Genomic DNA, 12593 nt, shown 5'->3' on the forward strand with positions numbered 1-12593 from the left:
AACAAGCGATCACTAGGGGCTATCATCACTTACAACTACACATGACTTGCAGCAAGGGTTCCAGCCCCTAGCCTGGTGTGTTGGGGCGGGCGCGATTATGGTGATACCGCAGGGTTTTGGAGCTAATTGATGACGCGCCCTAGGCGGTTGCTAACGATGAGACGCGTGCCTGAAAACCCGCTTTTGTGAGCGCATTCATCGCTGCTTGATCGTCCTGCACTCGAAACTGTGGACCAAAGCGGACAAAGTGGCGCTTGTCTTGAGCACTAACGATCGCCACTACAGACACTTTTGCTTTATCATCCTCGCCTCGCTGTTGCAGCAGAACAGTGCGTAATCGATGCTGTTGCTCAATGTCACTGGCAAGCGTGGGATCAAGTTCTACCATCACCATCCGAACAGACTCGATCGGCTCGGCATCGTCAATGATGAACTGCACCTGTTCGTCGCGGCGATCGACCTTGCCCCACACCATCAGTCGTGCATCCGCCAGAATGTGTTGATGGATGCGCTCATAGGACTTGGGAAAGACGACCGCTTCTGTGTGTCCCGTCAAATCTTCAATCTGAATGATTGCCATGCGATCGCCCTTTTTCGTGACGACGGGTTTAACGCTGGTGAGCATGACGATCGCGCTAATACTCGTCCCTTCTTTATAGTCGTTGAGATCGCTTAAGCTGATGGGAGCCAGCACCCGCGCCGATTCTCGCAAGGCTTTCAGTGGGTGATCGGAAATGTAAAAGCCCAGAATTTCTTTCTCCAAACGTAGCTTTTCTTGTTGAGGAAAATCTGGTGTGGGTGGCGCTTTGGGAGCCGTTTCAAAGCTCGCAGGGGCTTCTTTGATCGCTGTGCTGCTAAACAAATCAAACAGATTCCCCTGTCCACTGGCGCGATCTTTGGCGCGAGACTGTGCCCAATCAATCACTAGATCCAAATCTTTGATGAGCTGCTGACGGTTGGGTGCGATCGTGTCAAACGCCCCACAGTAGATCAATGCTTCCAGGGCACGACGGTTCACGGTACGAGAATCAACGCGATCGCACAGATCCGCTAATGACTTGAACGGACCTTCTTCACGAGCGGAAAGGAGGGATTCGATCGGTCCCATCCCCACATTTCGCACACCGCCTAAGCCGAACAAAATACGGTCTTCTAAGGGGGTGAAATCGATGCCCGATCGGTTCACATCCGGTGGCTCCACGCGAATATTCATCGCCATACAGGAGGCAATATACCGCTGCACTTTATCCTGATCGCCACTGTTCGTTGTCAACAGCGCCGCCATGTATTCGATCGGATAGTTTGCCTTGAGATACGCCGTTTGATAGGTTACATACCCATACGCCGTCGAGTGCGATTTGTTGAAACAATTGGAGGCAATCAACCCATTTGCCAACAGAAAGTTATGGTCGTCGGATGACACCCCAATGTCAAAAACAGGCTGGGTTCCTAACGCTTGACGACTAATAATTTTGACCATTTCTCTCAAGTCCCCACAAGTACAGTAAATCCATCCAACCCTTCAGTCGTTCGATCAAATGTATAAGTTTCTGTAGAACCTAAATCTTGATTGATTCGATTAATAAGGCAATCAGCAAAACCAGCTTTGCTCATTCTGTAAGTATCCAAGGCTTGCTCGATCGCTCGCCTATCCTCAAACACAAAGACTTCTGTATCCAATAACGATTCAATTACGATGATGAGCGGACATTTTTTATACTTATACCGCGATTCCAAAGTCCAAACCAATTCACAGAGAACAATGGTATTGACAAGCAGATAATCTCCCATTTGAGCAGTCTGATCGATTAGCTGAGATGCTTGCTCTAGCTGCACTAGATCATCTTCGGAAAAATAGCGAGCCAGAATATTTGTATCGACACCCTTCATAGCTATTTAGTGATCTAATACTTTACTCGCAACGTGTTGTTTCATGAGTTCGTCCATTGCTTCGATCGACATCGGCTCATCGCCCTCTCGATGCAACATACCTTTGAGATCGTGCACATGAATCTTTTCACCTCTCTGTAGTTTCTCCTGCAAAACCTTCAATCTGGGAGGTAATTTATCATCATCCTGACTGTCGCTAGATGCACTTTGAACAATGACTTTACCATCCTCTTCAATCAGAAAGTCGATTTCATCACCAGCCTGAAGCTTGAGAAAATCCAAAACTTCTTTTGGAATGATGATTTGCCCATCGGCTGAAACGGTTGTTTTTGGCATGGGTCTAGCTCCTAAAAGGCAGTGGTTCAAAGCTTAAAGTGAAAGCGGTTCAGCGGGAATGATATACATTAAGTTGGAGCCTTCGGGCTTGGTTTCCCGGGGTGCTAACTGAAGCCAATCGTGGAAGCTAATACCCAGTTGCGCGATCGCACACACGCTTTTAAGTAGAAATGGAATACTCCACCGACTGAGGATTTTCTACTCGTTTAGAAGCATCAAGAATTTCAAATCCGATAACACTGCCATCTTTATCGTAATCAAGAATAATGCCCGGTTGTCCTTCATCGCTCTCTTCAATGGGTTGGTTATTCAAGATAATTCTCAACACATTAATATCCGGATCATAAGTAATTTTCATAACCGTCTCTAGTTCTTATAGGTCATGTCAGTTAAACCATTAATCGCTCTGCATTTCTTGCTGCACCCACTGACGAAGATCTTTACTTGCCTGCACTTCATTGGTACGGCATTGTTCTAAAAAATCGTAAAGACGAGCTTTGGGTACTGTTGGAAACGTCGGACTGGCTTCGACTTCAACATATTGCCCCTCTTGAAGTTGATAAATGTAGAGGCTTTGACCATTGAAACGCCAAAATTCAGGGACACCAATACTGGCATAAAAGCGATTCTTATCGATGTCTGTGTGGGTGATATCGACTTCAACAACCAGATCAGGCGGGGGATCTTCGGCAAAGTTGATGTTTCGACCGCTGACCTGTGGCTGATTTTGAATGTAAAAGGCTTCATCGGCTTCGGCTGACCGATCGATCGCCGGATAATTCATGGTGGTGGAACCCATTGTTTTGATAGTTAAGTTTAGTGATTCCACCAAAATCCAGATGAAACGCCCAATCATGCGACCGAAAAAATCGTGATCTTCGTTTGGCATCGTAATTTCTAACGTCCCCTGGTCATAGATCAGTCTGGCTCGACGCTGATTGGGTAGAGCGCCTAAGATTTGTTCGTAAGCGTTCCAGTGCAGTCCATGAATGACCACCCGCTGTTCGCCCTTGAGGACAATTGTGGGGCTGGTGGATGGGGGCGTAGTGCTAACCATACGACGGCTCCTTGTGCGATCGGCTCCAACAAGATCAACCTGCTTCAACGGTAGCAGGCACAGAAGTTTTAGTTTGCTTGAGATCAGTTTGTTTGAGATCTAACCCTTGCTCAAAAATGGTGTCGATCGCCAGCATTTGACCATCCATCGTCATAAATTTGTGGTCTTTGGTGGCACGAATGGTTGAGCCATCGTCGAGGTGATATTCATACACGGGTTGGTTGCCGCGATCGTGCCATTGGGCGATCGGTTGGGTGTAGATGTAACCTGCGGGAGTCATGCTGTAGATAGTGCACGGGAGTTTGTTGGCGACGAGTTTGCCGATCGCGATCGCGCCATATTCAATGGTGAGAATCTCGGTATCGTAGCTGAGGCAATATTCGGCAAACATCACCATTTGATCGAACAAATCGGATGCCACTTTTGCCTTCACGCCATTCTTTTGAGCACCTGCCACAAACATTTCCTGGTGCTTTTCCATCTCGGCTTTCTTTTTCTTCCCCATCGCCCGCCGCAGCAGGTCTGCCTGACCGAGGGAGTAGCCGCCCATATCCTGCGCGATTTTCATGATCTGTTCCTGGTAGACCATGATGCCGTAGGTTTCACTCAGGATCGTGGTCAGGATTTCGTGGGGATAGTCGATCGCCTCGCGTCCATGTTTGCGGTTGATGAATTTAGGAATCAGTCCCGCATCGAGTGGACCAGGACGATAGAGGGCGAGCACCGAGGAAATATCTTCCAGACTGTCGGGCTTCAGGTCGCGCACAATCTGGCGCATCCCGGAGGATTCTAGCTGGAACACGCCTTCGAGTTCGCCCCGTGCCAGCAGTTTGTAGACTTCGGGGTTATCGAGCGGCAGACCGTCCATATCGATCGTCTCGTGCTTCGTCTGCTCAATGAGATCGACCGTTTTTTGAATCATGGTCAGGTTTTTGAGTCCCAAAAAGTCCATTTTCAGGAGTCCCAGGGATTCGATGTCTTCCATGTAGTATTGGGTGAAGACGGCTCCATCGGCGTTGCGCTGGAGGGGCACCAGTTCATCCAGGGGGCAGGCAGAAATGACGACCCCGGCTGCATGGATGCCGACGCTTTTGTTGGTGCCTTCGATGCGAATGGCGGTATCAATCCACTGGCGCACGATCGCCTCATCGTCATACCGCTTTTTGAACTCCGGCGCAGGCGTGTCTGCCGAAATCATCACCTTCAGCTTGGTGGGTTTCCCGCGCACGATGGGGATCATTTTTGCCATCTTGTCGGCATCGCCGTAGGGAATGTTCAACACCCGCGCCGTGTCCTTCAGCACCGCTTTGGAGGTCATGCGGTTGTAGGTGATGATCTGCGCGACCCGCTCGGTGCCGTACTTTTCGGTGACGTATTTGATCACTTCTTCCCGGCGATCGATGCAAAAGTCCGTATCAATATCGGGCATGGACTTGCGTTCGGGGTTGAGGAAGCGCTCGAACAGTAAGCCATGATGCACGGGGTCAATGTTCGTAATGCTCATCGCATAGGCAACGAGAGAACCTGCTGCCGAGCCGCGTCCGGGTCCGACGGGAATCCGCTGGTCTCTGGCGTATTTGATGTAGTCCCACACGACAAGGAAGTAGGTGGCGAACCCCATCTGCTGCATCATCTTGAGTTCGTAGTCCATCCGATCGCGGTAGACTGGCTCAATTCCCTCCCGCGACTGGACTTTGAAGCGTTCCAGCAACCCCGTCCAGGCGACGTGCTCAAAATACTCGTCGGCGGTGCTGTAGCCTTCTGGGATGGGATAATCTGCAATCCGGGGTTCGCCCAGAATGTGATATTCCTCAATTTTGTCGGCAACTTCGAGGGTCGTGGCGATCGCCGCCTCAATCACATCCCCCGTCAGGTGATCTTGAAAGAGCGATCGCATCTCATCCGCTGACTTGAGGTATTCCGTACCGCTATAGCGCAGTCGTTTGTCTTCGGAAATCAGCTTGCCCGTTTGAATGCACAGCAGTGCGTCGTGCGCCTCCACATCGAAGCAAGAAATGTAGTGGGAATCGTTCGTGGCAATAATTTGAATATCAAGTTCGCGGGCAATGTTGAGAATCTCGACGTTCACGATCCGGTCTTCCTGCGAGCCGTGATCCTGAATTTCCAGATAGTAGTCGTCGCCAAACAGGTCTTTGTACCACTGTGCCACTCGTCGGGCGATCTCTGGTTTTCCCTGTAAAATCGCCTGGGGCACTTCGCCGCCCAAACACGCGCTGGTGACAATTAAACCTTCGTGGTACTCCGCCAGCATTTCTTTGTTGATGCAGGGGCGGGCGAACATCCCCTTACCCTGAAAGCCCTTGAGGTGCGATAAGGTCGTGAGCTTGACCAGATTCTTGTAGCCAACGTCGTTCTTTGCCAGCACAATCTGGTGGTACTTGGGACGACGCTCCTGCTTGGTGACATCACTATTCATGATGTACATTTCGTTGCCGATGATGGGCTTCACGCCTTTGCCCTTGCACACTTTCAGCAGCTCGATCGCCCCATACATGACCCCATGATCCGTCAGGGCGATCGCCTTCATCCCTAACTCAACGGCGCGATCGACCAGTTCCGGCAACTGACTGGCACCGTCTAAAAGGCTGTAATCACTGTGAATGTGCAGACCGACAAAGGACATAACGATTCAACCATCACGCGAACCAACTAAGGTTACTCGATCACAGGCGCTACGGCTAGACTTTTTTCATAACAACTAACGCTAAATGTGGAGAAAGAGCGTTCTCCTACACGGTGGGTTGACATTTAGAACAGATCCTAGTACCAATGTATCAGCTTTAGGCTCAGCTTGAGATGAGGACTAACGCAATTTAGCCTTAAATGCTTGGAAATGTCTGAGTAAAATGTCTTGAGTAACCCGTGTGAATGTTCGCTTTGAAGCTGAAGGGTACGGTTCAAAAGGGTTAACCGTCGTCATGAGTCGTTATACCTTCAAGGCTCAGCATCCGCTGCTCGATCGCGCCCCAGGTTTGCGGTGATACTCTGACAGCCGCTTGCTTGCAACGTACCATCAACCAGTTGGCATAGAGATAGTTTTCCAGTGCTTGCAGTTCCGCTTCAGTAAGGTTGACTAGATCGGCATCGAGTTGAAGGGCGTGGAGCCAGAGCTGAGAGAGGCGATCGCTGTAGGATTGTTGTGCTTCGGGCTGATTGGCGGTCGGTTCGCGCAGCTTCAATGCTTCCAATCGGGCAACGACTGCTTTGAAGTTGATATTTTTGAACACTCTGGACTGATGGAATTCTTGTGCCAAAGCTTTGGTCAGTGCCTGGGCGATCGTGCGTGAAGTCCGAGCAACGGTGCGACTGCGAGTCTTGGCGCGAGCAGGCACACAGTTCAAATGCAGGGCATGGGCAAGCTTTACAGCACGAGAAAGGTCAATGGCAGACACTGCCGCTGGAGAGCGCACCAAATCGAGCGTTTGCACCAGATCCAGCACTCGTGCCAGATCAGTATGCAGAATACGCACCAAATCCTGGGCGCGATCGCGTACCACTGCCAGAAAAAGGGCGGCAGCTCGTTTGGCGGCTGGCTTAATCGCACCGCCTGTATCGGCTGTGATTTGGTCTGCCCATTGCAGCAGCGCTTCCAGACGTGGCGTGTTGATGTACTTGCGGGTTTTGCGCTCCATCCGCAGCAGTAGCTCATCTGCTCCGTGGCGCATCAACCCGGAAACGAGCAAAAACACTTCCTGCCAGCGATCGTCGGTCAGGTGACGGGCAACCAGTGCCGCAATCTGGTTGTGATCATCAATGAACTGGGCGGCGAGATATTCCTGTAAGGTCAGGTGCGAGAAGGAGAACACATCTTCTGCGCGTTCGACCAGAATGCCCTGTTGAATGGCGATCGCGTGCAAAATGGCTTCTCCATCCAAATGCTTCGGCGCGTTCAGATTGGAGGTGAGAAAGATTTTGATCTGGCTGACAATTTCGCGTTGGGAGAAGAACAAGCGGTCTGCTTCAAACCCATAGTAGGCAAGCTCCGACAGCAGAATTTCTTCCAGCTCGGTGTTCAGGCCCTGATAAATTTGTTCGCGCATGATGCGCTTCTCGGCTGCCCATTCTTCAAGCAGCACGCGCAATGCTTTGCAGTAAAGTCCACTGCGGTTGTTGGGAAAGTTTTGGGAGCGATCGTACACCAGGCACAGTAGCGTTAGCAGCAGCGGCGTTTGTCCCAATTCTTTTGCCGCGACATGCTCTGGCTTTTGCAACAGTTCCCAGCAGCGCTGAGCCGTGCCTGCGGTTTGATCAGCGGCAGAGCCAAACCAATTGTGAATAAACTGCTGCATTTGCGTCTGGTCAAATTCTGCCATTGCTACATCGCTGAAGCGGCGGAAGTTGTGACGGTAGGCAGCGACGCGACAGGATGCGATAAAGCGATTTTTGTCGTGCTGATCGACAAAATTTTGGATCTGACAGATGGCTTCATCGGTGTTTTTGGTGGGCACTTCATCTAACCCATCCAGCAGAATGAGCAGTTTTCCTTGCTCCAGCAGTTTGGTGGTGATTTCGTCCGGTGAAGGGAAGCCGCAAATGCGAAATTCTTGCGCGATCGCCCGCTCTAGATCAATCTCGTTGGCAGTGAAATTCTTCAGCTCAATCAGCACAGGAATGCATTCATGTGCATAGCCGCCGACTTTGCCCTTGAGTGCTTCCAAGCCCATTTTGCGGAGAAAGGTAGACTTGCCTGCACCGGGTCCACCCAGCACCATCAGGTATTGCTTTTCGTTGGCAACTTGAAGCCCATCTTGCTTAACCGCGTTATCGAGCTGAAAACCGCGTCTACCCGACTGGCGATAGGCTTTCTCTAGCGATTCGATCGACTCAAACCAGTGGACACCCGCCTTGTGCAAAAACTGAACATTGGTATAAACCGACTCTAGCGCGACGGGTTCTCGCATTCCCAGCACTTTGAGAATGCCGTGGCGATCGCCATAGTTCTGGATATACTGCACAGCGGCTCTGGCAATGAGTTGCTCGGTCTTCTCGTCCAGGCTTTTGCCCATCCAGCCCAAAACTCGACTGCCACCGTCACACAGCACGCGGCTAAAAATCGTTGCTAAGGTCAAACTCGCTGCCTGAACTGCGATCCGCTCAAAGGTCATGGGGATTCGCTCACTACACCTTTATCAACTGTACTGGCATCTCATCAGTTGACCACACGCATTTGAGTGAGAAGGTGTCACGCGTAGATCCCCGACTTTTTCAAAAAGTCGGGGATCTGGCTAGCTATCAGCGAGCGGGCACCGTCCACCAGGCAAGCGCATACGGCTGTGTGGGTTCATTTACCTGGCGCTGAAACTGGACGCGAATTTTATATCGTCCTGTGGCAGGCACCGGATGAAAAACGTGCTGTACGCTATCTACTTCGCTGACACTTGACCAGATGCTTTGGTTGACATCATTAGCCTCAGCGCGCATCAAGTACAGAGTAAGGGTATTTAAGCCCCGATCGCGAAAGCTCTCCTCCATGTCAAAGGCACCGCTATTGTTCTTGTCTACCAGCTCCACCAGACGATTCCATACCAGTGTGGCTGAGACAAAGCTTCCTTTCTGTAAGGGTTTTTCCAGCACATAATCTTGAAACGATGGAGCCTCTGCTTCTACCTTTTTGTCCTTTATCCCTTCTCCTTTATCCTTGATCCCCACCATCCGATAGTCCCACCCGATCGCAGGCACCGCTGCCTCCGGAGTGTACTGTCCAGGACTAAACTGCTGGTATGCCCGAAACGCATTGAGTTGACCAACTCCCATTTGAGTATTCAGGGGCAGTTTGCGATCGCTGTACGCATCGGACTCGATCCAACTGCGGTTGTTTTTGTCCAAAATCGTGCGGCTCATGCCCAAGGTCAGCCCATCGCCAGCATCTTTAATTTTATCGGCTGAGTTCAGCAGCACCGCTTTCATCACCTGCTCACGTCGAGCATCCAGCGTCCAGGGCAGTAAACATCCCGGTTGTTTGCAGCTTTCGCGCAGTTGGCGATCGCCATACTCTTGCAGTAGCGCCACCGTTGCCGTCACGTGCGGAGCCGCAAAACTGGTGCCGCTGGAGGTTGTGAGGTTGCCGTTCAAGGCGACTAAACTGACATCATTGCCAGGAGCGACCAACCCGATCGCGCGACGGGGACCGACATTGCTTTCGATGCCTGCGATCGCTGATCCTGAACCCGATGCATCGCCTAAATTGGCAAAATCAAGCTTGCGAAACACGCCCTCCATTCGCGTTGTAAAGGCAACATTGATGCCGTTGAAATTGTCTGTCGGGATCGAAATTCCACCTTTGCCCTGGTTGCCTGCAATGATGTACAGAACGTTATGTACACGAGTAGACCAATCAATGCACTGAGTCAGCAGCGCGTTACCATCCAAGGTTGGATTTGGTCGGGGATCTTGGCGTAGCGCTTCCCCAAAGCTAAAGTTGATTGCCCGTACATCGCCACCATTTTGCTCGGCAATATATTGAGCCGACAAACATTCTTCCGGTTGCCCATAGCGCTTTGGCGTTCCTGCCGCTGACGAATACAGTCGTGCCCCCGGTGCCACGCCCTGCAACCCTTTGGCAGCGCTGATCATAATACTGGCAACATTCTGAGCATGACCGTCCACATTGGCGTTCATCCGAGCAGGCAAATCGCGGAAAAAGACGCGCATTAATGGCACCGTTCGGTTGTGTGCCACCGCTTTGTCAATGCCAAACTGACCAGGACGACCAATCTCCACTTGTCCGATCGCAATCTTGCGCCCAATTAAGTTGTAGGGCGATGCATGCAGTCGTAGCGCATCAATGCCTGCTTCACCGATCGAACTAGGCTGCGGTGCTCCCCCTATGGCGGCGGTTGTGCCTAAAACGAGTGTACTGAGTGCGATCGTGCTCGCTCCACCACTAAACCAAACCAACGTTCTCAAAATGTGTTGCCTCAAAACGTGCCGCCGCACCACGAAGGTTTCTCCACAAGACTAGGGACTTGAATCACAGTTTGTTAAACTAGCTACCATACAGCGCCGTTAGGAGACCCAGACAGCCATGACCCAAACGCCATCCAGTAAAAAGCCGATCGTGATTGCTCCATCGATTCTATCAGCCGACTTTAGCCGCCTGGGCGACGAAATTCGAGCAGTTGATGCTGCCGGAGCCGATTGGATTCATGTCGATGTGATGGATGGTCGGTTTGTTCCTAATATAACGATCGGACCGCTGATTGTAGAAGCGATTCGCCCCATTACGACAAAGCCCCTCGACGTTCATTTAATGATCGTTGAGCCAGAAAAGTACGTAGAGGACTTTGCCAAAGCCGGAGCCGATCACATCTACGTCCACTGCGAACACAATGCTTCACCGCACCTACACCGGACGCTGGGACAAATCAAAGAATTGGGCAAACTGGCTGGTGTGGTGCTGAATCCTGGCACCCCTCTAGAGCTGATTGACTACGTTCTGGAGTTGTGTGATCTAGTTTTGATCATGAGCGTCAATCCTGGTTTTGGTGGACAGAGCTTTATTCCGGGTGTCTTACCCAAAATTCGTCAACTGCGCCAGATGTGCGACGAACGTGGACTTGATCCCTGGATTGAAGTCGATGGTGGCTTGAAAATGAACAACACCTGGCAGGTGATTGAAGCAGGTGCAAATGCGATCGTCGCAGGTTCCGCTGTTTTCAAGGCACCTGATTATGCCGAAGCGATCGCAGGCATCCGCAACAGCAAACGCCCCACTCCAGAACTGGCAACGGTTTAGAGAGTATCGAGCGGTTTGATGCCAAAAAGGGGGCGATCGTTAGGCGATCGCCCCCTCTGCTTTAAAGGTTTTCTATTTTGAGGGGTGAGCCGATTCAACAATCCTGAAACGCTACCGCAGAGGCACAAAGCACGCAGAAGGGTTTCTCTGTGTCCTCCGCGTCTCGGCGGTTAATCGATTCACTTAATTGGTTGGTGGCATGACCACTCTTTTCGCTAAGCCCAGACGCTTGAGGACATAAAGCGACCACCAGGTCATATCAATTTCCCACCATTTCAAGCCCGCTTTTGCCACGTTGGGGTAGGCGTGATGGTTATTGTGCCAGCCTTCGCCATAGGTCAAAATCGCTGCCCACCAGAGATTGCGGGAATTGTCATCAGGGTTGAACGTACGATAACCGCTCATGTGGCTTGCCGAGTTGATCAGCCAGGTGCTGTGCCAGAGTAAGACGGCTCTTAGAAACACGCCGTAGATGACAAATGACCAACCGCCTAGCAAGTAGAGCGTTACACCCACCGGGATTTGAAGCATCAAGAAGTAGCGATCCAAAAAGCGGTAGAAGGGATCTTTATCAATGTCAGGTGCGAACTGTCGGTAGGATTCGCGATCGAAAAAGCGTGCTTGCGGATAGAACAACCACATCATGTGGCTCCACCAGAATCCCTTTTGAGCCGAGTACGGGTCTTTTTCGTTATCTTCGGTATAGAGGTGATGCATCCGGTGTCCAGCCACCCAAAACGTCGGTCCACCCTGTAACGCTAACGCACCAATGAGCGTGATCGTCCGTTCCAGCCACTTAGGCACATAGAAACTGCGATGCGTCAACATGCGGTGATAGCCCAGGCAAATGCCAATGCTGCCAAAGAGCCAGTGCAAGAAAACAGCGACACCGAGCGCAGACCAGGAGAAAAACCAGGGTGCCAGTAGCGCCAGCGCATGAAACGCCCCAAAAAATACGACGTTTACCCAGCTCAACGTTTGTGACTGTCTGCCCTCGGAGGCAGTTTCAAGAGAATTAGAAGTCATGAAAATCCTTATCGAAATGACTAAAACAAACCAGTATCCAACGATGCAAGATTGGCAGACTGACTCTCTTTCAACTGTCTTCCAGTGGCAACTGTCCTTCAGTGGTGAGATGCCTTGCTAGTATCAGTCGGTAGCTCGTTTGCCAAAGAAGCCGTTACAGTAGGAGAGAATGCAAGTGCTACTTACACCTGTAGCCTAACAGCGAATTTCAAATTTTGCAAGTGTTACTTACATTTTGCCCATGTCTGCTCAACGAAACCCAACTCGACAGCGTTTAATTCATGCGGCGCTGGAGTTGTTTGCCGTTCAGGGTGTTACAGACACAACCACGCGGCAGATTGCAGAATTAGCGGAGGTGAATGAAGTTACGCTCTTTCGCCATTTTGGTAATAAACACGGCTTGCTGTTAGCAGTCATTGAAGATGCGGGCGTGTTTGCTCACTTAGGGCAAACGTTAATCCGACAGGCAAATCAGGCGTTGCTGAATCAAGGTATGAACCGCGAAAGCCGCCCACCTTCGGGAAGCAA

11 protein-coding genes are annotated in these 12593 nt (G+C 51.0%); 2 read left to right on the forward strand and 9 right to left on the reverse strand.

Going from position 1 to position 12593, the window contains the following annotated elements; genetic code table 11:
- Positions 1 to 139: 139 nt before the first annotated feature.
- From AC5JO6_RS05010 to AC5JO6_RS05045, 8 genes are all read right to left on the reverse strand, one after another.
- The gene (locus AC5JO6_RS05010) at positions 140 to 1480 is read right to left on the reverse strand and encodes a helix-hairpin-helix domain-containing protein (protein WP_496079948.1); all 1341 of its coding nucleotides are present in this window, start codon (positions 1478 to 1480) and stop codon (positions 140 to 142) included.
- A gap of 5 nt (positions 1481 to 1485) precedes the next feature.
- Positions 1486 to 1890, reverse strand: a complete 405-nt coding sequence (locus AC5JO6_RS05015) for a type II toxin-antitoxin system VapC family toxin (RefSeq protein WP_496079949.1) — start codon at positions 1888 to 1890, stop codon at positions 1486 to 1488.
- A gap of 6 nt (positions 1891 to 1896) precedes the next feature.
- Positions 1897 to 2226 carry an AbrB/MazE/SpoVT family DNA-binding domain-containing protein gene (locus AC5JO6_RS05020; protein WP_496079950.1) on the reverse strand — a complete coding sequence of 110 codons (330 nt, stop codon included), beginning with the start codon at positions 2224 to 2226 and terminating at the stop codon, positions 1897 to 1899.
- A 160-nt stretch (positions 2227 to 2386) separates the two neighbouring features.
- Entirely contained in the window at positions 2387 to 2584 is a 198-nt protein-coding gene (locus AC5JO6_RS05025) for a DUF2283 domain-containing protein (protein WP_496079951.1), read from the reverse strand.
- A 39-nt stretch (positions 2585 to 2623) separates the two neighbouring features.
- Complete coding sequence (locus AC5JO6_RS05030; protein ID WP_496079952.1) at positions 2624 to 3283, reverse strand: Uma2 family endonuclease; 660 nt, start codon at positions 3281 to 3283, stop codon at positions 2624 to 2626.
- Positions 3284 to 3317: 34 nt separating this feature from the next.
- Positions 3318 to 5927 carry a DNA polymerase III subunit alpha gene (locus AC5JO6_RS05035; protein WP_496079953.1) on the reverse strand — a complete coding sequence of 870 codons (2610 nt, stop codon included), beginning with the start codon at positions 5925 to 5927 and terminating at the stop codon, positions 3318 to 3320.
- A 283-nt stretch (positions 5928 to 6210) separates the two neighbouring features.
- On the reverse strand, positions 6211 to 8409 hold the full coding sequence (locus tag AC5JO6_RS05040) for an NACHT domain-containing protein (RefSeq protein WP_496079954.1): 2199 nt from the start codon (positions 8407 to 8409) through the stop codon (positions 6211 to 6213).
- A 127-nt stretch (positions 8410 to 8536) separates the two neighbouring features.
- The gene (locus tag AC5JO6_RS05045; protein ID WP_496079955.1) at positions 8537 to 10243 is read right to left on the reverse strand and encodes a S8 family serine peptidase; all 1707 of its coding nucleotides are present in this window, start codon (positions 10241 to 10243) and stop codon (positions 8537 to 8539) included.
- 85 nt (positions 10244 to 10328) lie between these two features.
- On the opposite strand from AC5JO6_RS05045, the gene rpe reads away from it, so the two are divergent.
- Positions 10329 to 11039: a ribulose-phosphate 3-epimerase gene (gene rpe / locus AC5JO6_RS05050; protein ID WP_496079956.1), complete on the forward strand. Its 711-nt coding sequence runs from the start codon at positions 10329 to 10331 to the stop codon at positions 11037 to 11039.
- Positions 11040 to 11222: 183 nt separating this feature from the next.
- Here rpe and AC5JO6_RS05055 read toward each other — a convergent pair whose 3' ends face one another.
- The gene (locus tag AC5JO6_RS05055; protein WP_496079957.1) at positions 11223 to 12065 is read right to left on the reverse strand and encodes an acyl-CoA desaturase; all 843 of its coding nucleotides are present in this window, start codon (positions 12063 to 12065) and stop codon (positions 11223 to 11225) included.
- A gap of 241 nt (positions 12066 to 12306) precedes the next feature.
- Between AC5JO6_RS05055 and AC5JO6_RS05060 the strand changes: the two genes are divergently transcribed.
- Positions 12307 to 12593, forward strand: a 287-nt coding sequence (locus AC5JO6_RS05060; RefSeq protein WP_496079958.1) for a TetR/AcrR family transcriptional regulator, incomplete at its 3' end; no start/stop codon positions are given.

It is taken from the genome of Tildeniella sp. (assembly GCF_059505325.1).

What these genes read in the sequence shown, in the direction of transcription:
- AC5JO6_RS05010 (WP_496079948.1), bottom strand. Translation starts at nt 1,480, where the DNA reads ATGGTCAAAATTATTAGTCGTCAAGCGTTAGGAACCCAGCCTGTTTTT.
- AC5JO6_RS05015 (WP_496079949.1), bottom strand. Translation starts at nt 1,890, where the DNA reads ATGAAGGGTGTCGATACAAATATTCTGGCTCGCTATTTTTCCGAAGAT.
- AC5JO6_RS05020 (WP_496079950.1), bottom strand. Translation starts at nt 2,226, where the DNA reads ATGCCAAAAACAACCGTTTCAGCCGATGGGCAAATCATCATTCCAAAA.
- AC5JO6_RS05025 (WP_496079951.1), bottom strand. Translation starts at nt 2,584, where the DNA reads ATGAAAATTACTTATGATCCGGATATTAATGTGTTGAGAATTATCTTG.
- AC5JO6_RS05030 (WP_496079952.1), bottom strand. Translation starts at nt 3,283, where the DNA reads ATGGTTAGCACTACGCCCCCATCCACCAGCCCCACAATTGTCCTCAAG.
- AC5JO6_RS05035 (WP_496079953.1), bottom strand. Translation starts at nt 5,927, where the DNA reads ATGTCCTTTGTCGGTCTGCACATTCACAGTGATTACAGCCTTTTAGAC.
- AC5JO6_RS05040 (WP_496079954.1), bottom strand. Translation starts at nt 8,409, where the DNA reads ATGACCTTTGAGCGGATCGCAGTTCAGGCAGCGAGTTTGACCTTAGCA.
- rpe (WP_496079956.1), top strand. Translation starts at nt 10,329, where the DNA reads ATGACCCAAACGCCATCCAGTAAAAAGCCGATCGTGATTGCTCCATCG.
- AC5JO6_RS05055 (WP_496079957.1), bottom strand. Translation starts at nt 12,065, where the DNA reads ATGACTTCTAATTCTCTTGAAACTGCCTCCGAGGGCAGACAGTCACAA.